General features: G+C 53.9%; 19 protein-coding genes. 7 read left to right on the plus strand and 12 right to left on the minus strand.

Annotation, left to right across the window (positions count from 1 at the left end; all coding sequences use genetic code 11):
- Nucleotides 1-41: 41 nt before the first annotated feature.
- A complete protein-coding gene (gene crtR / locus JUK32_RS26980; RefSeq protein WP_204141987.1) occupies nt 42-959 on the minus strand; it encodes a beta-carotene hydroxylase in 918 nt (305 codons plus the stop codon).
- 565 nt (nt 960-1,524) lie between these two features.
- Here crtR and pyk point away from each other — a divergent pair.
- The gene (pyk, locus tag JUK32_RS26985; RefSeq protein ID WP_204141988.1) at nt 1,525-3,306 is read left to right on the plus strand and encodes a pyruvate kinase; all 1,782 of its coding nucleotides are present in this window, start codon (nt 1,525-1,527) and stop codon (nt 3,304-3,306) included.
- A gap of 179 nt (nt 3,307-3,485) precedes the next feature.
- Here the strand turns inward: pyk and JUK32_RS26990 are convergent, their stop codons facing one another.
- Nucleotides 3,486-4,142 (minus strand): PEP-CTERM sorting domain-containing protein, encoded by a 657-nt coding sequence (locus tag JUK32_RS26990; protein ID WP_204141989.1) that lies wholly within the window; start codon nt 4,140-4,142, stop codon nt 3,486-3,488.
- Nucleotides 4,143-4,382: 240 nt separating this feature from the next.
- Here JUK32_RS26990 and JUK32_RS26995 point away from each other — a divergent pair, with 240 nt between their 5' ends.
- The 3 genes from JUK32_RS26995 to JUK32_RS27005 all read left to right on the plus strand — a co-directional run bounded on the left by JUK32_RS26995 (nt 4,383) and on the right by JUK32_RS27005 (nt 7,821).
- Nucleotides 4,383-5,165, plus strand: coding sequence for an MOSC domain-containing protein (locus tag JUK32_RS26995; protein ID WP_204141990.1), 783 nt, complete (start codon nt 4,383-4,385; stop codon nt 5,163-5,165).
- 9 nt (nt 5,166-5,174) lie between these two features.
- Nucleotides 5,175-5,612: a protein tyrosine phosphatase family protein gene (locus JUK32_RS27000; RefSeq protein WP_204141991.1), complete on the plus strand. Its 438-nt coding sequence runs from the start codon at nt 5,175-5,177 to the stop codon at nt 5,610-5,612.
- A gap of 268 nt (nt 5,613-5,880) precedes the next feature.
- Complete coding sequence (locus tag JUK32_RS27005; protein WP_204141992.1) at nt 5,881-7,821, plus strand: AMIN domain-containing protein; 1,941 nt, start codon at nt 5,881-5,883, stop codon at nt 7,819-7,821.
- A gap of 179 nt (nt 7,822-8,000) precedes the next feature.
- On the opposite strand, the gene JUK32_RS27010 is transcribed toward JUK32_RS27005, so the two are convergent.
- From JUK32_RS27010 to JUK32_RS27040, 7 genes are all read right to left on the minus strand, one after another.
- On the minus strand, nt 8,001-10,142 hold the full coding sequence (locus tag JUK32_RS27010) for a flavin-dependent dehydrogenase (RefSeq protein WP_204141993.1): 2,142 nt from the start codon (nt 10,140-10,142) through the stop codon (nt 8,001-8,003).
- A 336-nt stretch (nt 10,143-10,478) separates the two neighbouring features.
- A complete protein-coding gene (locus JUK32_RS27015; protein WP_204141994.1) occupies nt 10,479-11,660 on the minus strand; it encodes an aldo/keto reductase in 1,182 nt (393 codons plus the stop codon).
- 120 nt (nt 11,661-11,780) lie between these two features.
- Nucleotides 11,781-12,488: a ribose-5-phosphate isomerase RpiA gene (gene rpiA, locus JUK32_RS27020; protein WP_204141995.1), complete on the minus strand. Its 708-nt coding sequence runs from the start codon at nt 12,486-12,488 to the stop codon at nt 11,781-11,783.
- 129 nt (nt 12,489-12,617) lie between these two features.
- Nucleotides 12,618-13,010, minus strand: coding sequence for a nuclease A inhibitor family protein (locus JUK32_RS27025; protein WP_204141996.1), 393 nt, complete (start codon nt 13,008-13,010; stop codon nt 12,618-12,620).
- A 119-nt stretch (nt 13,011-13,129) separates the two neighbouring features.
- Nucleotides 13,130-14,143 carry a glycosyltransferase family 4 protein gene (locus JUK32_RS27030; RefSeq protein ID WP_204141997.1) on the minus strand — a complete coding sequence of 338 codons (1,014 nt, stop codon included), beginning with the start codon at nt 14,141-14,143 and terminating at the stop codon, nt 13,130-13,132.
- Nucleotides 14,140-15,054, minus strand: coding sequence for an NAD(P)-dependent oxidoreductase (locus JUK32_RS27035; RefSeq protein ID WP_204141998.1), 915 nt, complete (start codon nt 15,052-15,054; stop codon nt 14,140-14,142). Before JUK32_RS27035 ends, JUK32_RS27030 begins: the two co-directional genes overlap by 4 nt.
- Entirely contained in the window at nt 15,051-16,283 is a 1,233-nt protein-coding gene (locus JUK32_RS27040; protein WP_204141999.1) for a glycosyltransferase family 4 protein, read from the minus strand. The genes JUK32_RS27035 and JUK32_RS27040 overlap by 4 nt, the downstream gene beginning before the upstream one ends.
- 107 nt (nt 16,284-16,390) lie before the next feature.
- Between JUK32_RS27040 and JUK32_RS27045 the strand changes: the two genes are divergently transcribed.
- From JUK32_RS27045 to hpsE, 3 genes are all read left to right on the plus strand, one after another.
- A complete protein-coding gene (locus JUK32_RS27045; protein ID WP_239113154.1) occupies nt 16,391-17,089 on the plus strand; it encodes an AAA family ATPase in 699 nt (232 codons plus the stop codon).
- Nucleotides 17,090-17,485: 396 nt separating this feature from the next.
- Nucleotides 17,486-17,920 (plus strand): YggT family protein, encoded by a 435-nt coding sequence (locus JUK32_RS27050; RefSeq protein ID WP_204142000.1) that lies wholly within the window; start codon nt 17,486-17,488, stop codon nt 17,918-17,920.
- Nucleotides 17,921-18,519: 599 nt separating this feature from the next.
- Nucleotides 18,520-19,473, plus strand: coding sequence for a hormogonium polysaccharide biosynthesis glycosyltransferase HpsE (hpsE, locus tag JUK32_RS27055; RefSeq protein ID WP_204142001.1), 954 nt, complete (start codon nt 18,520-18,522; stop codon nt 19,471-19,473).
- Nucleotides 19,474-19,487: 14 nt separating this feature from the next.
- Here hpsE and JUK32_RS27060 read toward each other — a convergent pair whose 3' ends face one another.
- From JUK32_RS27060 to JUK32_RS27070, 3 genes are all read right to left on the minus strand, one after another.
- Nucleotides 19,488-20,279: a glycosyltransferase family A protein gene (locus JUK32_RS27060; protein WP_204142002.1), complete on the minus strand. Its 792-nt coding sequence runs from the start codon at nt 20,277-20,279 to the stop codon at nt 19,488-19,490.
- Between the two features lie 827 nt (nt 20,280-21,106).
- Nucleotides 21,107-22,612 (minus strand): carotenoid oxygenase family protein, encoded by a 1,506-nt coding sequence (locus JUK32_RS27065; protein ID WP_204142003.1) that lies wholly within the window; start codon nt 22,610-22,612, stop codon nt 21,107-21,109.
- Between the two features lie 137 nt (nt 22,613-22,749).
- On the minus strand, nt 22,750-24,177 hold the full coding sequence (locus JUK32_RS27070) for a folate/biopterin family MFS transporter (protein ID WP_204142004.1): 1,428 nt from the start codon (nt 24,175-24,177) through the stop codon (nt 22,750-22,752).
- Nucleotides 24,178-24,479: the final 302 nt, after the last annotated feature.

The following is a 24,479-nucleotide window of genomic DNA, read 5'->3' on the forward strand; positions in this document are numbered from 1 at the left end:
CCCAGGGACTCGTAAAGTCGACTAAATTCCCCCTCAGCCGATTAGGAATCCGGTTCTTGAGTTGACTTATGGGAATGGAAGCGAATGCCGAGCACGACGTCATACAAAAAACCAAAAAAGTCTTTTGTGCCGTTGAGGATGCCGAGCGACTGAGGTGATCCTTTGGAATCAAGCAGCGGCTTCATGACCTCATAAGCTGGCTTGTAGCGATACCAGGGAATCGACGGCCACAGGTGATGAATCAGATGGTAGTTTTGGCCCATGATGAGGAGATTTAAAATGCCACTGGGATAAACACGGGCGTTTTTCCAGCGATCGCGCTCCTCAAAAGGCCGATGGGGCAAATAGTCAAAAAAGAGGCCCAGCGCAATGCCCACCACCAATGCGGGCGAAAACCAGTAATTGAAAATGTAGCCCAGAAAATCTAACTGAACGGCGGTAAACACCAGGAGTCCCACCGCCAAGCGACCCAGGAACCATTCCAGCAGCTCCCACTTGCGCCAAAGCCGCCGTTGAAAAAAATAAATTTCGTGATAAAAAAAGCGCGCCGCAATCAACCACAATGGCCCGCCCGTGGAGACGAAATGATCGGGGTCATTTTGGGGATCGTTGACGTGGGCGTGATGCTGCAAATGCACCCGCGTAAATACAGGAAAGGAGAACCCAAGAATCAACGCGCTGCCATGGCCCAACACCGCATTCACCACACGATTACGATGTGCAGCGTTGTGTGAAGCGTCATGGATAACGGTGCCCGCCAAATGCAGTGCCAGCACATTCATTAAAAACACGCACCAGCCAAACCATCCCCAGAGAAAGTAGCCCATGGTTGAAGTCGCAATCAAGACTACTGAGGTCAGTAGCATTAATAAGTTAGGACTCAAGCCATCGTCTGCCTTGAGATAGCTAGAGGGCACAGTTTTGGGAACTGTCAGGGGCAGACCACCAGCCACCGACATACGCAAAGCTCCTTTAATCTAACTTCGGTAGTATACGGTACTTAGGGGCAACAATAAAGTTTTGTGACATCGTCTCATTTAGTCTCTCAACGCCTTTGGGAGCTTTCGACTAGCCGATCTCGACGTTCTGCTAAGGGGGCTTCACGGTGAGGGCGCAACTCATGGGGACGAGAAATCGTGGCCCCACAAGGAGCCATAATGCGCCTACTCCAACGGTAACCGAGACTGCTACGTTTCAACGGCCCCGATCTGGATCTCAGGCAGCGGTATCTACCACAAAATCTGGATTGGGCGAGCTGCCGATCTCGTGAGGGTGGTGTACAGACTGGGTACGTCACCAGGGCGGGCGACCCCGAATTTTTTGACGCCAATATTTTGACCCCTGCTGAGGCGGCCCGCCTGAGCAGTTGGTGGACCAGGGGGATTGCCAGGCGTTGACACCAGGAAGCGGAGTTAACGTGCTACTATCCCGTAGGCTTATATGTAGAGAACTGCTACGAAGCGATTAGATTTCACGGCGCTCTCAGGTTCGTAATTTCACTTCATTCCTTTCCGTAGAACGGCTATGCAACTTCGAAATGCTTTGCGACGCACCAAGATTGTGGCAACGATCGGCCCTGCCACTCAAAAGCCCGAAGTATTGCGATCGCTGATCGAAGCTGGGGCTACAACCCTACGGCTCAACTTTTCCCACGGCACCCACGAAGATCACCAGCGCAGCGTCAAGCTAATCCGCCAAGTCTCGTTTGAGCTCAATCAGCCCGTCGGCATTTTGCAAGATTTGCAAGGCCCCAAGATTCGCCTGGGGCGCTTTGAAGATGGTTCGATTCATCTCAATAAGGGCGATGAATTTACGCTGACCAGTCGGGCGGTGCCGGGCTCGTCTCGCATGAGTTCTGTGACCTACGAACCGCTGGCCCGAGAAGTGCCCAATAGGGCCACGATTTTGCTGGACGATGGCAAAGTCGAAATGGTCGTGGAGTCGGTGGAGCCGGAAAAAGGCGATCTACATTGCCGCGTAGTGGTGGGCGGTGTCTTGTCGAATAACAAAGGGGTGAACTTTCCCGGCGTTTACCTCTCCATTAAGGCGCTGACGGAAAAAGATAAGAAGGATCTCGTCTTTGGCCTAGACCAAGGGGTGGACTGGGTTGCCCTGAGTTTTGTCCGCAATCCCCAAGACGTTTTGGAGATCAAGGAACTGATTGCGAATGCGGGGAAGCGCGTGCCCGTGATCGTCAAGATTGAAAAACACGAAGCGATCGAGCAAATGGACGCCATTCTGTCCCTCTCGGACGGGGTGATGGTGGCGCGGGGCGACTTGGGAGTAGAGCTGCCGCCAGAAGAAGTGCCGATTTTGCAGAAGCGGCTCATTAGCACGTCTAATCGTTTAGGCATTCCAGTCATTACCGCGACCCAGATGCTCGACAGTATGGTCAATAATCCGCGACCCACGCGAGCCGAAGTGTCGGACATTGCTAATGCGATTTTGGACGGCACTGACGCCGTCATGCTGTCCAACGAGACGGCAGTGGGCAAATATCCCGTTGAGGCGGTGAAGACGATGGCCCAGGTGGCGCTGCGCACGGAGCAGGAGAATTTTGGCCACGAAGCCCAAGAGATGGTGGGCTCGCCGCGATCGATTCCGAATGCCATCAGTCAAGCAGTGGCGCGCATTTCATCCCAGCTCAATTCGGCCGCGATTATGACGCTAACGAAGTCGGGGGCGACGGCGCGCAACGTCTCCAAGTTTCGGCCCAAGACGCCAATTTTGGCGGTGACGCCCCATGTGGATGTTTCTCGCCAGTTGCAGTTGGTCTGGGGCGTGCGCCCTTTGATTGTGCTGGATTTGCCCTCAGCGAGCCAAACCTTTCAGGCGGCGATGAATGTGGCCCAGGAAAAGGGCTTTTTGCGAGAGGGTGACCTGGTGGTGATGACGGCGGGGACCTTGCAGGGGGTCTCGGGCTCGACGGACTTAATCAAGGTCGATATTGTCACGGCAGTGCTGGGCAATGGCGTGGGCATTGGCGAGGGGTCGGTGAGTGGTCGGGCGCGGGTAGCCCACTCGGGACTGGATGTGACGGATTTCAACCCAGGAGAAATTTTGGTGGTGCGCGACACGAGCGCTGATTTTGTGGAAGCGATTCGGCAAGCGGGCGGCATCGTGACAGAAGATAGCAACCCGACAGGTCATGCGGCGGTACTAGGGCTACGCTTGGGTATTCCCGTCATTGTGGGCGTTAAAGGAGCCACAGAGGTAATCCGCGACGGCACGATTTTGACGCTAGACACTCGCCGAGGACTCGTTTATTCCGGAGCGTTAGGGTCTATTAAAGCAGGCGCAAACTGACCGAGTCTAGCCACGATTGACCTTTGGGGTTTGTAAGTTTCACACAATAGATTCAAGCATGCTGGGGTGTGCTCGCTCCAGCAAATCGGTGGTTTTAACTGACGAAGCACGAGGGGGTACAGCGATTGCGCTTACTCCTTCGTGCTTTGTTCAATCAGCGATGTCTTTGCGCAGCGACTTTAACCTTGTGCGGCTTGACGCTTACGAGCGATTCCTGCTGCGCCCACTGTGCCAATCGCCGCCAGGCCAAGCAGGGAGAACGGCTCGGGGACTGCAGTCACGTGAACATCATCGATATTGGCCCCGAGGGTATCGTATTTACCCATAAGTTCAAACTGTAGGCGGGTGGTATCTGAAGTCGCAGTAATAGTGTCGCTAAACAGTTGCCAACCACCATTGCTGTTGCCAGCATCCATCTCTTTCCACATGTCGCCAAAGGTGACCTTGAACAAGTTGTCACCATTGACGTTGTTACGCGGCCCAAAGGCAAAAGACAGCTTGTACTTTTTGCCAACTGTGGTCATGATGTCCTGGAAAAAGCCCATAGATTCACCGGCTTTAGCTGTATAACGATGGCTGTCGATTTCGGCAAATTGATTGCCTTCGTAAGCTGTGCCAGAAACGTTGTTACGAATCTCAATGGTGCTGTCTTCGTTAAGCAGTTTCCAACCTTCAACATCAGTATCTTCATCGAACCAAGACCAGGTGCCAGGTGCCAGGTTGGGATTTTCAAACCCCCCATTGGTGACGAGGTTGTCAGCAGCGGCGGTGGAAGCAACGGAGCAAATAGCGACAGTCGTACAGAGTAGACCGGAGAGTTTCGCAAAGGTTTTCATGAGAAATACTTAGATAACGTGTATTTTGTCTTGGTAGATCTATCGCTACCCTTCAGCAAAATCGTATTCTCACGGAATGGTACTTACCAGGTCTTGAGCGTTGCCTTGATAGACTCCTTACACAAACCTTCGAGCGCTACATGGCAAGTTGACGTTGGTAATCATTTTTACTGAATCAGTCCGTGTTCTTTGAAAACAACGATGAACTGGGACAATTTCTAACACTCGGTAGGTATGGTGATGGTTCCCTATCTTGCTCGGATTGATATTTATCCGCTGAAGTCGTTTGATGGCGTGGCGGTAGACACGATCGCGGTGCTGGCGAGTGGGGCATTGCAGAGCGATCGCATTTTCACGCTGATGGATACCTCGGGCAAATTCGTTAACGGCAAGCGGTTTGCCAGCATTCATCGAGTGCGATCGCAGTTCTCAGGCGATCTCAGCCAGATTTCGGTTTGGGTCAATGAGCCCACATCCGCTGCCACCTTTCATCTCCGAGAGCAAACCGCTGACTTCGAAGCGTGGTGTAGCGATTATTTGGGGCAACCGGTGACCTTGCAATACAACGGTGATATGGGCTTTCCAGACGACACCGATTCCCCAGGGCCGACGGTGGTTAGTACAGCGACGCTGCAAACTGTGGCTGACTGGTACGGTCTGAGCTTGGCCGAAACGCGGCGACGCTTTCGCTCGAACCTGGAGATCGGTGGCGTGCCTGCCTTTTGGGAAGATCGGCTATTTTCCGAATCGGGGGAGCCCGTGCCGTTTCAGATTGGTGCGGTCACGTTTTGGGGGATCAATCCCTGTCAGCGCTGCGTTGTGCCGACGCGCGATCCGCAAACTGGCGATGTCACCCAGCGCTTTCAAAAAATCTTTAATGCCCAGCGGGCCGCGACGTTGCCCGCAGCGGTGGCGCGATCGCGCTTTAACCATTTCTATCGCCTCGCCGTCAATACCCGCCGGTCGCCCAATTCAGTGTTACAACCGTTAAAAGTAGGTGACTCGGTCACGCTCATAGAATAGCGCTCCCTTATGCTGACGGATATTTACAACTATTTGCCCATTTCCGATCGCTTGGCGACCGCTGGACAACCAACGGCTGACCAGTTTGCCGCGATCGCCCAGGCCGACTTTGCCGTCGTGATCAATCTGGCCATGCCCACCTCGACCAATGCCCTGCCGGATGAGCAGGCCGTGGTGGAAGCGCAGGGGATGACGTATTGCCCGATTCCGGTGGAGTGGGAGCACCCGACTTTACGGGACTTTCAGCAATTTGCCACCGTGATGTCCCAGTATGGCGAGCAAAAAGTGTTCGTCCACTGTGCGATGAATATGCGGGTTTCCGCCTTTGTGTATCTGTATCGTCGGCTCAGAGGGGTGTCTCAAGCGGCGGCAGCGGCTGATTTAGCCAAGATTTGGCAACCGAATGCCACTTGGCAACACTTCATGGAGGCGGTGTTGGGAGAATGAACTGGATGGCGATCGCTCCATCCTTCCCCCTCATGTCCTCGGACTGAGCTGTGAACCAGGCAGGAACTTTTGGGGAGGACAGAGCGTCAGCGCTGGTAACTCCAAAACGGCAAACTTTGCGGGCTGGCGTGGCCCATGACTGCAACGTTGCTTTTAGCCTGCCATTTTTTAGCCACGACAACTATATCTAGCGTGATGAAAAATTAGGGTTGCATTTGTGGAAAATCCGCATATCCTTGTGGGGAAGGGAAACTGTGGGGAAAAACGCATGCAACCCCGGAACCGACAAAATCCTAAATCTAGATTTGGCACCTGGGCCTTATCCGCCACCGCAATCGCGGGGATGATGAGTCCAATGGCGATCGTGGCCCCGGCCAGAGCGATCGTCCTCAACGACTGGATGTTTGATCCGGCGAGTCAAGCGGTTAGCCTGACGTTACCGAATGGTGTGACGCCTGACTTCTTTTTGCTCGCTGAGCCAGCGCGTATTGTTTTGGAGATTCCCAACACCACCTTGGGCAGCGTCACCGCTTCCGAGCAATATAGCGGTGCGGTGCGCAACATTCGGCTGACGGAGGTGGCGGGAGGCTCGCGCCTCGTCCTCGAATTGGCTCCCAACACCCGCCTCGATCCGCGCCATGCGGAGTTGATGGCAACAGACTTAGGCAACGGCCAAACGGAGTGGGTGCTGCAACCGCTGCTGCAAGATACACCAACGGCACCGATTGCGGTGACGCCTGGGGGAGGCAACGCGGTTCCCTCTGAACCATCTGATGGAACTGCTTCAGAGTCCGCATCCCCAGCCACGAGGGTGGCGGAACCCGCGCCTGCGATCGCAGAAACGCCAGCACCTGACGCAATGACCGAGGCCCCAGAGGCGACATCCCCTGAACTGGCCGCAGCAACCGCCAGTGATGAAGGGGCGACTGAAGCGGGAGCGATCGCGGCTGAAGCCGAGACTGCTGCGATCGAGCTACCGGTGACGCCGATTCCCGAGTCGTCCGCCGAGCCCGTCGCCGCCCCCCAACTCGCAACCCCGTCGCTGCCAGATATTGCCACGTCGGCAACGACTGGAGCGGTGCAAGCTTTGCCGACCGGTCCCGATCCGCTGGCTGGTGCGAGTACGGATGCAGCGGTCTTGGCGGGAGCTATCAACGACGACCTGAGTGACCAGCCCCCCGCAGAACTGCCCCTAAATCCCGTTGCGACGGGACCGTCATCGACCGTCTCAGTACCGTCGTTGGCAGAGGCCGACAGCACGCCTGCTCCCGCCGTTGCGGTGCCACCGTTGGCCACGGTGCCCGCCGCGCCGACCAGCGTCGCCCCCCAGCCGAATCCACCGTCACCGTCATCCACTGCCAGCGCGGCGAATCAAGTGCGTCCCCCCGGTAGCGCCAGTGCTCCGGCTGCGCCCCCAGTGGTGACAAACCCGCCTGCCAGTCGCCCGAGTGTGGCCCCGCCACCGACGGCCGCTCCTGTAGCCACCGTAGGCGGCATTGCGCCTGATCAAGTGCGTCCGCCGAGCTCGCCTAGTCGCCCCACTGAGTCTTCGTCTGTGGCGACTACCTTGCCGCCGGAATCAACCATTCGCCCGCCTGTCGCCACCGCGACTGGCCCGGAAGCCTTACCTGCGGAATCATCTATCCGCCCCCCCGTTACGCCGACGGCTCGTGCTGAGGGGTTACCTGCGGCATCAACCGTCCGCCCCCCGGTAGCCACCGCTACTTCCAGTGAGACGCTGCCGGTGGAATCATCCATTCGCCCGCCAGGCGTAGAAACCGCGCGCGCTGAGGGGTTGCCAGTGGAATCGACCATCCGCCCACCCGTCGCGGAGACGGCTCGCCGGGAGGTTCCAGAGGTGGTGGCCGCCAACTCGCTAGCCATGCCGACGCTGCCCACCCCGCCAGATCATTGGCGCGAGCCGGGGAATCGCGCGATCGCCCCCAGTGACGTCAGGCCGCCAACGGGAGCAGTGGCCCCGTCAGCACCATCAGTGCCGTCTAATGTTGCGCCTCGGTCTGAAAGGGTGACGACAGCAGCGATCGCGGCTCCACCTTTTTTGACTCCTGACGAAGCGGCGTCTGAAGCAGCCACTGAAGCCCTGCAGGAGCGTGAACTACCGTCCATTCCGCCGCCACCGTCCATTCCTCAGGGTAGCGGCCCGCTGCCTTTTGGAGAGCCATTGCCGCCATCACCATCTCGGCCTTAGGTAATGTGTCCTTCGCAAGGGCAACTGTTGAAGGTTACTCGCAATTTTCGCGATGAATTCAGGGTGCCTAAAACCCATCAAACCAGGGCCTATTCGCCTGGATGGGGGGCAAGCCCAAACGGACGTGTCAGAGTCTGCCGACGAGTGATTGCTCCTCACAGTCTCAGGATGAATCCTGCTTAATCAGACTGCGGTACTGCACTGCGATTTATCGGGGCCCGGGGCGGCTGCTTGGGCTGACGACTACTCAACGGTTCGTCCTCTGGGAGAAGCTGAGGGTGAATCTTGATGCGTTGGCTTGGCGGCGGCGTCCCCATGCCGTAGGTAAGATGGTAGCTCTGAGCCATCATCCAAAAGAACAGACTTGGGCTGACTTGTTCTAGCCATTGTTCATTGCCGCTGAGCCAGGTGGGAAACCAGCTAAACAGCCACAGAATGAAGGTTTGCCAGGTGTAGTTGAGATAGCTGGCCATCCAGCGCAGAAGATCATTAGCACCTGCAAGTTGCCAAATCCACCACAGCAGTGCCGGGTTTTTGGTGGCGGCGGTGAGGGCCATGCGGTTGAATTCGCTCCAGGTGGCGCGATCTTTGATGAAGCGATCGGCAACTTCAGCGTCCTCTCCTGCCAAAATCCCAAAAAAGGTATTGAGCATGGAATTAATGCGGGCGGGTGGAATCGCTTCCCCCGTCGGCACCATCATGCCTTTGGAAAAGAGCCAGGTAATCGCGACATTGCTTTGAAAGGCGCGAATTTGGTTTAGATGCTGAGCTTTGAGCAGATCGTGCCGCAGGGCTAGGTCGAGGAGGTGGGTCAGTCGGGGCAGATTTCTAATCAGCGACCCAAAGCCGGTGAACACGAGTGGCGACTGTAGCGAGGCGGCATCGCCGATCGCCACTAACCGATCAAACGCGACGGTGCGATCGTCCTTACCTTGGGCAAAGTAACCGGGAATGTAGCCAAAGGTGGGCTTGCGCCAAGTGAGTTTGTCCAGACTGCACCGCCGATATTCCGGCAGGATATGGAAAAAGTCTTCGTACATCGTCAGCAGTGAGCCGGGGTTCTCAGAGTTGACTTGGTGATAGTGGAACAGATAAATCGTCACCTCATCACCCTGGGCCGGGAATAGCTCCCAAATCAATTGCCGCCCGCGCGAAATATCACCGTGGCTAAACAAAACATCCCCGTAGGTGGAATCCCAGACGGCAGGGGCAAAGCCGCCGGAAATACAGGCCCCCACAGTGGGACAGACGCTATCAAAGGCGCGACCATGATTGAGCTGCCAGGCGATGGGCGATGCCGTGCCCATGGCATCGATGAGCAAGCGCCCCTGGATCGTTCTCGCCTCCCCCGTCGAGCGGTGCCGAGTTTCGACGGCGACGGCCTGCTCGCTGACGTGCGCCTGTTCAAAGTCCGTTTCATCCCAGATGGTGCCTCCCGCCGCGAGCAGCTTTTCGCCGCAGCGTTTCAGCAGCGCTTCCGAATTGAGGGCAATGTTGAGCACCGTCGGCGTATGCAACACGGGTGATTTCGCCACTGTCGGGTTATTCGCGTCAAAAAACTTGTTGAACCCGTCTTCGTATTCACGGGCAATGAGCGCTTCGAACTCCTCTTCCGTAAAGAGTCCGAGATCAATTAGACTCTGAAATTCTTGCCGAGAAATATTCCACTCGCGATTCATGCGGCCAAAGGGCAATCGCTCGATCAGCAACACCCGATAACCCAGATTCGCCATGACGGCAGCATGAATGACGCCCAGAGCGCCGCCGACATAGATCAGGTCAAACGATTCCGCGTCACCAGCGGACGCTGCTTCGAGTTCGGCACTGCGGAAAATTACTTGTTTCGGCGTTTTGGGCGATCGCACGCTGTCGCGCCACCGTTGTTCCCACCAATAGACCCGTTGCAAATCAGCTTCGCCATTGGGCATCCGCTGGAAATATTGAACTGTTTTTGGGAAATGGGGCGTCAACGCTGCGAAGATCGTCTCCTCAGCGGGGTTGAAGGGGGGCAACTCGGGATAAGTCGGCGGAAAAGCGATGCGGATCGATCGCTCTAATTGCTTGAGCAGGGACGCTTCTTGCGGGATCGCGCGATCGCCCCAACGAAAGACCTTCAGATAGGTGGTGCGCTGCAATGACCACACAAACACGGACAGAGCCGAGGGCAGAGCGGCGGGATCAGCCTGAGAACCAAACTCAAGCCGCACCCCGTCAACGGTCGCGATCGCCGTCCCTCGGGAGGATTGCCATTGTTCCTGTAGCCAGGCCCGTACCGACAGCGTATCGGGGGTGGGCACCTCTAAATAAAGCAGTTCTTTCATCAGGACAGATTCAGTCGGGCGTTTTTTAAGATCAGGCGGATGTAAAGGAATAGAAACAGGTGACTTCCCTAAAGGCCATCACAGTCGTTCTAGGATATTGTGATGTCTCTTACATTAAACCTTAAGGGTTCCTCTCTCAGGGGGCTTTCGCGGGGACGCCTCGGCAATCTTCAGCAACCTCAATTTTCGAGGCGACGGCAACTGCACAAAGTCTCTGCCTGTCGCGCCCCTTGGGGAACGAGGCTCTGGCGTAATAATTCAATGCCAACAATGCTGAGCATTTAGTGTGAACATCGCGCATTCCGTTGGGGGCTCACTACTGATGACACCCACCGACTAAGAACTGGATAGCCGCTGGATGGCTTTGCCCTGGAGTCGTTGGTGGGTCTCGGCTAAGAAAGCCGGAATTTTTTCGGCGTGGGGACTTTGGGCGATCGCACCCCGCAGATCGACCTCATCAAGCTTGTCTGCCTGGTTGCCAGGAAACCAGTGCCCACCGTTGCCCAACAGGTTGTATCGCGCTTCGGCATATTCCTGCAGGTCAAAGGCTTCGAGCAGATTGCGCAGCCAGAGAATGATCGGAATGTTGATGTTCCCTGGCGTTTGCTCAGGGCTGGGGAGTCCCAACTTCCAGGTGCGCAACCAGTCGGCCCCCAGTGCGTCAATGGCAGCTTGTTCTAACCGCTGCAAGATCGGGGGCAAGATGGTATCTGCATCCGCTAGCAGGGGCAGCACTTTCAGATGTTCGTCAAAATCGGTGGGTTGGGCGGCCCCCAAACTCAGGGTGTGGACTTGGGGATGGCTGAGGCAAAACAAATCGTTGAACACGATGGGACTCAGCGGCGCGCACAAATCCACCAGCTTTGGGGGCGGATTGTACAGATGCCCCCCTTTATCTGTCGGGCTGATGATGAAAACGCCCATGTCTTGCTGCGTGGCGGCGGCGATCGCGGGCCAATTGTCCTGATTGATGTAGTACCAGTGCAGGTTCACATAGTCGAACTCGCCCGTGTTGATGGCATCGACAATCACCTGAGTGGGGCCGTGGGTCGAAAAGCCAATGTGGCGAATGCGGCCTTGCTTTTGCAGCTGGCGAGCTTCGTCCAGACAGCCACCGGGGCGAATGGCCCATGCCAACGTCTCAGGGGTATTGATGCCGTGGATGCCCAGTAGGTCAATGTAGTCCAACTGCAAATTCTGCAATGACTGTTTCAGGGTCATGCGGAACTCTTTGGCATCGGGCTTGGGCGATACCTTGGTTTGCACGATGAGTTGCTCGCGGGGGAAGGTCGGCAAAACTTTGCCCAACTGCACTTCCGAGGTGCCATAACCGCGCGCCGTTTCAATATGGTTGATGCCGATGGCCAGCGATCGCTGAATGGTGGCTGCCAAGTTTTCTTGATTCTTGCGGGGAATTTGCGACTCCGGCACATCGTTCCAGGCGTGTTGGTAGCGCATTCCTCCACAAGAAAATACCGGCATCTGGAGTTCCGTGCGGCCAAAGCGTCGATATTGCATCATTCTGGAGAAATCAAGTGATCGGGTAAATTGATTGAATTTATCGTAACGAGATTCACGATGGCGGGTGAGGGCAAACAGTCAACCCAGTCGTCCTCACCCACTAATCGAGCACGCTAGCTACAGGCTACGTACCGAAGCTTGGCCGTCTTTGACTTCGCCGACCAGCACTTCCGTTGCGACGCCGACAAACAGACCGTTCTCCAACACACCCGGAATGTTGTTGATGTGGGCTTCCATCTCCGCCGGATTGGCGATCGCGTCAAATTTGGCATCCAACACCATGTTGCCCTGATCCGTAATCACGGGGCCATCCTTCTTGACGCCCATGCGCAGGTCTACCGATGCGCCCAACGCAGTCAAGGCGCGGGTCACAGGGGCGACCGCCATCGGCAGCACCTCGACGGGCAACGCAAAAGTCGATCCCAACTTTTCCACCAATTTGGAGCTATCCACCACCACGATGAATTGTTCGGCCAAGCCATCCACAATTTTTTCGCGGGTGTGCGCCGCCCCGCCGCCCTTGATCAGGTTGAACTGGGGATCGACTTCATCCGCTCCGTCGATCGCAATATCAATCTTGTCCACCTCGTCCAGCGTCGTCAGCGGAATGCCATACTTTTTTGCTAACACCGACGCCTGAAACGAAGTCGGCACACCTTTAATATTTTTGAGGTCTCCAGACGCGAGGCGATCGCCCAAAAACTGAATCGCAAAGGCCGTGGTTGACCCTGTGCCCAAGCCCACCACCGTATCTGATTTCACTTTGGCGGCAGCGGCTCTGCCCACCTCTTGCTTCATCAACTTAACCGGATCCATCTCTGCCATCAGTGATCTCCCAACTGGAATTGCGTGCGCTAATAGCATGACCCAAAGTGGGCACCGTTTCTAGCCCCCGTGTTCAGTCACCCTCACACCCTCACACCCTCACACCCTCGCACCCTGCCACTCTCGGGCTCACGTCTCCACACTCTGCGTCTGCAACGCCACATAGCCCGCCGCCGTCTCCCCAACGACCACAATATTCACCGTGACCTCGCCCACCCGAAACACCCGCCAGCGATCACCCGTTGTTTCCAAGAACTCAAACAAATCCCGATGGCGTTGAGCGATCGCCTTGCCCGCTTCGCCATAGCCCTGACAGCGGCGCTGCACTTGCGCCATCAAAGTGGGTAAGGCGATTTCTGCCACTGGCGTTTGAGTCGGGCGTCGCAAAACCTGCAACAGCTCGGCTGGGTCGCCCGTCGTCAGCGTCCAAGTGGGCACTGTCCACGGGGCTTCAGTTTCGCTCGGTAGCCACAGCCCATCAATGTGCTGTTTGAGTTGAGAAATCAGTTGGTTGCCAGTCATGTCCCAGGTTTGCGTGATCGTCGCTCGCTCGCTGATTGTTGATCTTAGAAGACTTGCCACCGTGCATTTAGCCGGGGGGGCATGGTGTAGCGAGCTGTCGTCAGCCTAGCGGCTGCCGTTCACGAACTGGCAGGTTCGGCGGGTTTCGGTTGCCGTTGCAGATAGCGCTCACCCAATAAAATCAGCAATCCACTCAAGCCCGCCGCCGCGAGACTGCCCATGCCTTGGCCGAACCAGATTAAGCCCGCAACGATCGCGGTATAGCCGAGATACGTGCCCGCGACCTGGCGATGACTCCAGCCTGATTGCTGCAAGCGTTGGTACAGGTGGGTGCGGTGGGCCTGAAAGATATTTTCGCCCTTGAGTAAACGACGGCTTAGGGTGTAAACCGCATCGGCGGTGAGGGGTAAGGTAATGGCGATCGCTGACCAACTTCGTGTGGGATCAGCCGTGGGGGCAATCAGCGCGATCGCCACACAGGCCCCCAACACCGTACTACCCACGTCCCCCATAAAGATTTTGGCGGGCGACCAGTTCCACCTGAGAAAGCCCAACAATGCCGCCACCATCAGCCACCACAGCGGTTGTTGCAAATACACCGCCAGAAATGCCAACTGGGCAGCGGTGACACTCGCCACCAAGCCATCCAACCCATCCATAAAGTTGTAGAAATTGACCAACGCCGTAAAGCCAATGAGGGTGATGCTGCCCAGCAAAATTCCCGGCAGTGGCGTCAGGGAAAAGTCCGGTGGGGGCAGGGGGCCAAAACAGAGGAGGGCGATCGCCGCTGATCCTAATTGCACCGCGTAACGAATTTTCGCCGACAGGTTGTAGCGATCATCCACCAGCCCGACGATCGCCAGTGGCAGCATGACCGCCGCCACTGCTAGCGGTGGGGGGCTTAACGGGGCAAATAGCAGCGGCCACAGCAGATGTCCCAACCAAGCCAGAAGCATGCTACCGAGGAAGGCGACACAGAAACCCAAGCCCCCCCCGCGTGGCGTCGGTTGCGTGTGGGAACTGCGATCGTTGGGCACATCTAACCAGTTCTGACGAAAGCGCTGGCGCAACCATCCGGTCAACGCCCAGGCGGCGCTGCCACTAACACCGATAGATAGCAAGATCCCGATCATGTTTTGCCTGACGGTTTGATGAGTCCTGAGGCTCGCAGCAATTCGACTTCTTCGGTCAGACCCGCTTCGAGCGATCGCGGCTGATAGCCAAAGGCTGCGGTCGCTGCGTCATGGGAATAGGCCTTATCTTCCTGCAAGCGCAAAATTTGTTCGCGTCGCACGGGCGATCGCCGCCCCAGTACCGATTCCAGTAGGGTGGCTGACCATACGCCCAGATTGTAGGGAATTTTGAGCGGGCGCACGGGCTTCTGCAAAAGTTTTTCGACGAGGGCTAGTAATTCCAAAAAGCTAACGACGCTACCGCCGCTGAGATCGTACCCTCCGGTGATGTCTGGATTTAAGTAAGCGGTTAGCAGGGCTTGGGCCAAATCACCGGCATGGACGGGTTGCAATAAGCTCTGTCCCGACCCGAAGACCGGAAAGCCCCCGTAGCGATCGCAAAACCGAATGAGCTTATGCAAGTTTTTGTCTCGGGGGGAGCCATAAATCATGGTGGGGCGGAACAAACAATAGGCCCCGCCATACCGCTGCAAACCCGCTTCCGCTTCGCGATATTCCTGGGAATATTGGTTGTAGCGAGAGTACACGCCCGTCGTCCCAATGATGATGAGGCGCGGGGTCAACTGAGCGCGCTGCAAACTGGCTAACAGGGTCGGCACCTGCCGCAGTTGCACCAAATGCATGACGGTTTCCGGTTGATATTGGATAAGGGCGGCGTCCCAACTGCTCGCGATCGCGGTATCCCCCATCACAAACGTGAGCTGCGGGTGCAACGCCCGCAATTGTTCATGGCCGTCAGCTGACCGAGTCACACAGACGATCGCTTGCTCCGGCACTTCGCGACCCAGAGCCTGCACCAGCAATTGCCCCATGAAGCCAGTGCCCCCCGTCAGCAGCAGCGGCGTCTTCATGAAGTGGCCCCACTGCCTGACAATACAGATTCATAAACTTGATACGTTTCGGTATACATCCGCTCAAACGTAAATTGTGTTTGATATCGCTGGCGACCAGCCGCCCCCATGTCTTGCCGTAACGAGGCAGCTTGCATGAGCTGCTGCAACCGCTGCCGCAGCATTGTCTCATCCTCAGGGGGAATGCAAAACCCCGTCACCCCATCCAGTACCGCTTCGGCAACGCCGCCCACTTGGGTGGCGACTACTGGCAGCCCCGCCCGCATGGCTTCGATGATGGTGCGAGGAAAGCCTTCCCAATGAGAAATGAGCACGAAAATCTGAGATTCGGCGAGACAGGCGGCAATATCGGCGCGAAAGCCGAGAAATTTCACCTGCGATGTCAGCCCTAAGTCCGCTACGAGCGCTTGCATCGTCGGCAACGTGGGGCCATCCCCAATTAGGTTGAGTTGGAGACCGGGAACCCCAACCAGTGCCCGAATCAGGGTGCCATGATCTTTTTGCTGATCAAACCGGGCCACCATCGTCATCACGACCGGTTCACTGCGACTGGGCTCAGCCCGGTACTGATTCGCCACTTGGGGCATGCCGTTATGCACGGTGATCAGGCGGTGGGCACTCATGCCGCACTGGAGGCCGAGTTGGCGATCGTATTCAGAGACGCAAATGATTTTGGCGGCCCAGGGTTCTGCCAATCGCTCAATGGCCCGATAGAGTTGTCGCCGTCGAGCCGGCACACCGGGGGTAAACGCCCAGCCATGGGCGGTGAACAGGCAGGGCACCCGGTTGAATCGACTGGCGAGGCGGCCCAGTAGCCCCGCCTTGCTAGAGTGGGTGCTCACCAGATCCGGCTGGAAGGTGCGCATAATCTGCCGCAGCGTCCAGAGGGTTTGGACATCAGGCAACGGATTGATGGCTCGACCAAAGTGAGCAATGGACGTTTGTGGAATCCCCCGCTCGATCAACGTTTGGGTATAGTCGCCCGCTTGTCCGGTCACGACTAAGACTTGGTGGCGATCGCGTATCAAGGCTTGCGCCAGATCCCGCACATGCACCTGAGCCCCGCCCACGGTATCGGCGCGGGTAATCACAAACAAAATTCTCACAATTAATCGAGCACGTTCAATAACTAATATCGATGGTAAGCGGGCGGCGGCGGCCAAAGTACAGCTAATTTTGCCATGCCCACTAGGGTTTTCCCCGTTTAGCTCAGAGATCAGTCTAGACACGGTCGCACAGTTCAGTGGCTGAGTCAGGCCCCAGCCAGTCAGCGACATGCTGACTGCGACGATTCGTTGACCTGAATATTGCGATCGCCCCACATAATGCAGTACATATGCAGCATCTAGCGAGTGGTGAGTCCGTGACGATTTTGGCCGTAGTCAATCAAAAAGGGGGATGTGCCAAGAGCACCACTTCAGTGCATTTGGCCTATTGGCTCCAGCGTCAGGGGCACACCGTCTGCGTGATTGATGCCGATGCCCAGCGATCGTCTTCGATCTGGCTTAAGGGACTGATCGACGTTCAGATTCCCTATCAGGTCGTCCAATCATCGCAAGCATTGCGCCAGCAGGTACCCAACCTTGCCCCGCAATATGACTACTGCATTATCGATGGGCCAGCGGGCTTGTCCGATGCCACTAAAGCGATCCTGGCCTGTGCCGATCTGGCGATTATTCCTTGCCAGCCCACGGGCGTCGATTTGCGCAGCGCGGCAGATGCCATTCGTCTCGCCTGGAAAATTCGTAAAGCCCGCCAAGGTCTCCCTGACGCCCGGGTGTTGCTATCGCGAGCGGTGAAGGGTACTCGCCTCAAGGAGGAAGCGATCGCCATTCTCAAAAAAGCCAAAGTGCCAACCTTTGAAACCATCATTCACCAGCGCCAAGTCGTAGCTGATACCTTTGGGCAACGGGCCACAGTCTTTGATTTGGCCGGGAAATCAGCGATCGAAGCCTCCACTGAATTCGAGCAATTGGGCCAAGAAATCACCCGCTGGCGATCGCCCACACAGCCCCCGGCATCAACCCGTGACTAAAGCAGGCCCTCGGTTTCCTGGGAATGTAGAGAAACCCTAAAAAATCCGATGGCGTCCCCTAGAATTCTTATGCTGGTGAATATATCGCTGCTCCTTAGTCACTTGAGTTTCTTGAAGATATGGGATGACGCAGGGCACGAACTTATGTGCGATCAGCCGCCCAAGTGATCCATCAATCTGGACTGCAGCTTCGCTCAGCCCTCGTCTCGACACTGTCAAAAGCCCTGTGAGTAGAACCATGGCGCAAGCAGCGGTACTTGAAAAGCGGCGGCACTCGAAAAGTGCTACTAGAAACCGTTTATGGCGACTACCGATGACATGTTCTCCGCTAATATCAAATCGACTAACGCTCAAATTCAATCCATTTGTCAATCATTACACTTCTTATAAAGCATCATGAATCAGCCCCCCAATGGTCCCCAAAACTCTGCTGAACGCGAACAACGACAAAAACTGCAACAAGAACGTGAAGCGCTACACCTGCAGCAAGAAAAGCAGCGATTAAAAGCCGCTAATCGCTATCGCACCCTAGCTTGGATCCGTAACTCGATTGCTTTGCTCGTTGGAGCGCTAGAAATTTTGTTGGCGATTCGCTTTTTACTGCGAATATCGCTCGCCAATTTGGACAATATGTTCGCTAGCTTCATGATGAATTTGTCGGCTCCGTTCATGAGACCTTTTTCCACCTTGTTTATCAGTCCCACAAACTCGGATGCCTCACGCATTTTTGACTTAAACATCCTGGTAGCGATGGCCGTTTATGGCTTACTTGGTGGGTTAGCGATCGCCTTAGTTAACTATTTCCAAGGCCCCGCCCCCACCCACAGATGACGTAGAGGCAGAGCATATAGCTATCGTCTGCCAAGCAAACTAAACATCATGCTTGGTAATATCGGATACTTGGTCAATCATTCAAATACGTCCTTACACGGCTAGGACCCACCACTTACTCTGGTGTTGTTCCTAGCCTGGGATTTACTATTCTTAACAAAAATTGCTCTACATTCGCACCTCGACCGAGCAGAAAACGTTGTGGGATTTGAATCGCCTGGGATACGATAGAAGCTAAATCCCTGTGGCAATCTCTTCACTCGAAATGCAATCGTCCCGAGATTGTTCCCGCTTATAAGACTACGCTTGACATCTTTTACATAAAGGATGCCAAGCGTAGTCTTTCTTGTGCGAGCAGCAGCCCAATTTTTTGGAGAAACTCTATAGCGTTTCCCGCTGGGTGAGGTACTAATTTAGAGCTGAAACTCAAGCGTGAAAAGGACTTCAAGACTTGAACTGTACCTCACAGACTCAGGAACCGCTGTATCTACGTTTAGAATGTCTAGAGCGACACATATTTCCTTAACGCCAAAGCTTACTAAAGGTCGTAGTTTCTACAAAACCGAGATTCCAACTAATAATATGTAGAGGCAATAGGAATGACCAAAATCACCATCTCTGTGTGTACATATAACGGCGAGTCACGTTTGCCAAAGGTTTTCGAGTGTTTAGCAAAACAAACGGATGTAACACCAGAAGACTGGGAAATCTTAATAGTTGATAATGCAAGTAAAGACAGTACTCCTAAGGTCGTGCAAGAGCACCAGTTAGCCTTTCAGGGAATTTGCAATGTGAGATATGTGGCCGAACAAAAACAAGGGCTTGCTTTTGCGAGAACAAGAGCTTTAAAGGAAGCTGTTGCAGATTTAGTGGCTTTTGTAGATGACGATAACTTATTGTTCCCGAATTGGGTTAATAGAGCTATTTCGTTTGCGGAAACACATCCTCAGGTCGGGGCTTTCGGAGGTCAAATTCACGGAAAATTTGGGGCATCGCCGCCATCATACTTAAATAAAGTCAAACACTTGTTAGCAGTCGTCGAAAAAGGACGGAAGCCCTTTCAATATTTACCAGAAAGACGAATGTTACCACCCGGTGCAGGCTTAGTAGTGAAAAAAGAAATATGGCTGAAGCATGTGCCAGATCGTCTTTCTTTGTCTGGAAGGATAGGAGCCTCATTAATTGGCGGGGAAGATCTTGAAGCCATCGTCCATATTCAAAAGATCGGCTGGGAAATTTGGTACAACCCAGAAATGGAAATGGACCACGACATTCCAAGTACGCGACTTGAAGAAGAATACTTATTAAAAATTGCATGGGGTACTGGACTCTGTAGGCATCATATCCGAGTTGCCCGTTACACTTTATGGCAGAACATTCTGCTCACACCTCTGCATATTCTGTACGACTTATATAAACTAACTAGTTATGCACTACCTTTCCCAAAAAAGAAAAATGAAGAACAGATCTCTAAAAAAATAGAGTTGACTTATAGGTTAGGCACATTTATTAGCCCTTTTAGCATGTTGAAAGCACGATTAGTAAACAGATAATTTAGGAAATAAAGCTAGACGCGATTCAATTTTTCGGGTATAGCATAGAGCCCAAATTCTTGCCTTGCAGATGGCAGCAAAGGCCGAATTTTCCTCAGTTGCTTGACATGAAATAGAAATTTTCCTTGATGCGATCCATTGATTTTTGAAAAATCATTTTGGTATATATTTTCACCATTCCCGATAACATAAATAACTCCTGGAAATGGTAACACTTCTAGGTTTTTACCTTTATCTTTAAAGAAGTCCTTGATATTCCCGTGATTGAAACCACTGTAAAAGTAAATCAGCTCATCTGAGAATTTTTCCTTGCTTTCAGGCAAGGGCCATAGCTCAAACTTCAAGATATTACAAGAACCACAAAGTTGATTAAACCTCAATCTTTCATGACGCATTACAAGATCATTTTCCTTGTAAATATATCCATTTTTGAGAATCCAGCCGTTTGCATCTGTGTGGTTATTCACAAAAGCTGTAATGCGATTACTGACACAATCATCAGCATCAACAATCATGACATGATCTACAGAAAATTTTTGTGAGTACACTAGGCCTAAAATCGTTTTTTTGCTTTTGTCAAATGATTTTTCTTCGTAAGTTTTGGGAATTTTTAGGCTGACTTCTAGATATTCAATCTGAGGGTGAGAATACGGAATTTCTGGCTTTTTGTTGCAAACCACTAGCACCTTAAAGTGAGGGTCTGTCTGATTGCAAATTGAGCGCAGACATCTTTCTAAAAGCTGACAGGTTAAAGGCCAAGAACTGGAGGATTCTTTACTTTTTAGGGGAACAATGAATAAAAGCATCTGGGCTTGGGAAATAAGTTACAAGAATTTAGACTCACGCTGAGTTTGTGTGAAATTATGTCATCTTACAACTCAAAAGTAGGATTACAAGAGTTTGTCTAAACTGTGACCCACATTAAGTCAATGGGAAGGAAACTGCTGGAATTTAAAGTCATGCAACTGACACCTTCATTTAGAGTTCAAATTAGAGTCAAGTATCAGATGAAACCATCTTAAGTGATTCTTTATTACTTTGGATCCTCTATCAAACAAAAGTAATGCTCGGTAAGTGTTAATGGCGAACAGATCTTCCCTGAGATGCACAGTGTTCTCTTGCCTGTGAGGTGTACAGCTGAGTGTCAGTATGAGGAGATCACTTGATTGTTGTTGCCCCATAGCCACACAAAAATGTATGAGGTGCAGTAGATAATCTGATTGTCTTGATTTCTCTTATAGAGAAGAAGAGGGCTGATTGAATGGGCAATATGAGTTGGCGACGACAGCAATTTGGCGTGAACCTTCTCTATTTTTAGATAAGTCATCAAGAAAAATCAGTCTCAAAGGCACGTGGCTGAAACTACGACTCTGCCATGATGAACTGTGTTTTTTCATTACGTATGGACTTACTATGACCACTGCTTGGTAAGCAGAGAAAGTTGTATCTTCTCAAATATGACATGGCCCTGTCGCCACAAGAGCCAAACCTGCAAAGACCCGGGCGAATAGTGTTTATTGCCGATTATCGGCAATCGGCTTCAGAGATAACGCGATGGGCCTTCTTCATGACTTGGCAGCTTGATTGATGACCGTTGAATTCCGTGACCACATAATACCGCTCACGCCCCCTATCAAACGGCAGTAGCTGGGCCAAAATATTCAGGGACAAAACTGCCATGTAAGCCATAGGGGACATGGTGCTGGAGCTTCAGCCGCGCGATCGGGCCAGGACGAATATCTCGCGCATCCAAAATAATTAGGTCAGAACAGCGCCTTGCTGCGTTGTAGGTCAATACCAGCAGCCAGCCATCATCTTCCGCTTGACCTTGGGGTCGAGACACAAAGACAGGTTCGCTCATAAAGCCTCGCGGGGCTTCACTCCATAGTTGTTCTTCACCAGTCACTAAATCGTGCTTGAGTAAGGCTTGGAGGGGCGCATTGCCCTGCGGACTATGGGTTGCACCGATGTACAAATAGCGATACGACTGGCCAACGCGGTCCGGGTGCAGTGCTGGAAATTCACATCCGCGATTGATCAAACAGGTCGCCTCACTTGTTTCAGCCGTTAGATCCAACTCAAAGCGCCACAGCTGGCCTTCCGGCACTTGGGAAAAATCGACATCCTTGAACGTCATCCCTTCATCTAGCGTGGGAAAATCCTGATAGACAATCGAATCCACAAACACCTTGCCGTCCTGTTCAAACGCATTGGCATGGTGAAAGACAAAGCCCGCCGGGGCTTCAATGGACTTGAGCGGCGCATCGCCGTGACGGGGAATCAAAATAATGTTGGTTTTAGCTTTGGGATTAAATTCCACACATTCGCCCGCCCCCTTGCGCCCCAAGATGAATGGAAAAGGATTGAAGCTCACCGGGTTCTGGAAAAAGATGACGTAGTTCGGCGTAATCATGCAGTCGTGCATAAACGCAAAGCCGGGAATGCTGCGCTGATAAGACTTCACGCGATCGCCCGACGGGGCAAACTCATGGATACGAATCGTGCTGGACAGCCCGGTCTTAATCGAAAAGTTCACCAGTCGCGGGGCTTGGCCTTGAGGTGGATTGCCGGGATCGATTTTTGGGTGAGCCGCAAACGCATCACCGGGTTCCAGTAATCCATCTAAATCGTCAAGTCCCAGAGTCTCTAAAGTGGCCGGGTCGAGGCGATGGGGCTCAGCTGCTTCCCAGAGCGCTAATAATTTGCCGCCCCAGTAAATCACATGGGTATTGGCAATGTTTTTGAGCCTGAGATCAAATAGATTCGCTAACCAGCCACCGGGCTTTTGGGTGCCAAACACGCCGCGATACAGCGGCTTACCTGCGGACTGCTCCGCGACATAGCCCTCGGTCCGCACAAAACGGTTGCGATAATACGCTCGCCCCTCTTTGACGGCGATGCTGCTGATCATGCCGTCGCCATCAAAGGGATGTTTGAGGCGATGACCGTGGATATCGAGCAGTCCCGGCCCGTTACGAAAGAGAGTACCTTCGAGGTCAGCAGGAATAGTGCCCTCAATGTCGTCAATCCAGTAGGCAAATTCTTCGGGCTGGGATCGATAGCCGCTGCGCCAGTCATCCATATCAAAGGAAAGAACGGCGTTGGCATCGGCATTTTGAGGCGAAGGCAAAGTTTGCATGGTTGATTCAATAGTGATGGATAGCAGAAGAGATAAGGGAATGGGCAAAGTCGGCAGGGCGTCGAGTTGAAACCGCGATCGCCAAACTGACGTAATAACTATTTAGCGGGGCTCAGCAGTTAAGGCGATCGCTCACCTCACGGTTCTGGCTCCACTGCGCCAATGGGCATAGTCACAGGTGAGCCGACCTCGGTTTCTGAAGTAGACACCTCGGCCTGAATGGTTTTCAAGGATGTGCTAGAGGCGATCGTGCCCTCGCCTTGGGACGACGTCGTGGGCAATAAAAACAGCAGCGGCAGGGGCAGCAGTGTAGACAGGTTTGTCAACGTCACCAGCAGCCATAAATTATCAAAGTTGGTTTCAGTCACTCCCAGCCAATGCGTCAAAACAGCGCCAAACTCATGGGAGAGCAGCCCCGCCAAATTGACGATGGACATCAGCAGGGCGAACAGGGTCGCCTCCACTCCTGGCGGACAGATGCGGGCCGAGAGTACTAGCACGGGCATAAACGAAATTTCGCCCATGACCGTCAAAATCAAACTGTCGCCCAGGCTAAACCACTCGTCGCCAATGCCGAGTGCCCGATTGGCATGGGTCACCAGCAGCAACATGGTAAAACCTAGGAGGGTTGACAGCATCGTTGACCAGGCAAAAATAATGCGGAAGGGAACGGCTTTCAAAAAGCGCTGAAAGATCCAGACGCCCAACAAAGCCGCGATACTTGTTACCAGGCGCACCCGCCCTAAAAACTCTGGCTGAAAGCCTAAGTCATTGGTGGTGAAAAAGAAGAAGGCCGAATCAGCCGTCGGCGTGGCTTGCCAGAGAAATAGAAAGAGGGCTGGCATCCAAATCACTTTTTGGCTAATCGCCCCCTTAAGTTGCTTGATTTGCCCGCCAATTACCTGCCAGGTCGAGGTTTCCGTGACCGGATCTTCCGCAATCCACCAGGCCACTAGGGAAACGATCAGGGGAAACGTGGCCGTGACGCCAAACACCGATCGCGTCCCCACATATTCCAGCAGCAGGCCCCCTAGATAAGCGGTGATGATGCCGCCCAAAGCCGACGATCCCCAGGCCAGCGATTGCAAAGTCCCGGCATCACTCTGCGACTCCCAGCGAGCGCGCTCCACTACCAGGGAATCCACAATCACGTCGCCCACTGCCACCGACAGGGAACTCAGGGTAATGGCGGCGATCGCCATCCCAGCGCTGTTTACGACCGTGGCCATAGCGAGCCAAGAGGCCGTCCCCAGTAACCCCGACAGGATGAGGTAAGGTCGCCGCCGATAGCCCAAAATCGGAAACCCATCGGACATAAACCCCAGCAAAGGCTTAATCGTCCAGGGGGCCGCTGCAATCCCGGTCAAGGCAGCTACTTCGGTGGGAGTCAGCCCCAAATCATCCTTTAGAAAAAAGCTCACCGCCAGTCGCGCTAAGCCCAAAATGCCCTGGACGAAATACACCAGCAAAATCGCGGTGAGTTCTAAAGAAGCCTCCTGGCCAAACAACACACGCCGTTCAATGAACTGCTGGAGGCTGCTTTTTTGGATGGAAGAGTCGGTCATATAAGTTTCTCAGCGATCGCAGATCACGTCATCGTCATCTGCGTTGCCAATATTGCGTTTTATTAACCTTCTCCATGATAAACACTTCGCACCCAATGGGCAGTGACGATGGCATGGTATTCCCGCGGCGGTGAGCCCTGGCAGCCTCAGCAGAGCTCATTGACCTCAGAAAACAAACAACAGGGCCGTTGTAAGTAGCTAGACCTAATTAAACGGTACCCTGGTGGCTGATTTCGACTCCGCTCAATCAGCAAAATTGCTTGCCAGGTAAGGCGTTGAGGGCTGAGCGAAGTCGAAGCCCG

This window comes from Halomicronema sp. CCY15110 (genome assembly GCF_016888165.1).
Taxonomy (GTDB): domain Bacteria; phylum Cyanobacteriota; class Cyanobacteriia; order Phormidesmidales; family Phormidesmidaceae; genus Halomicronema.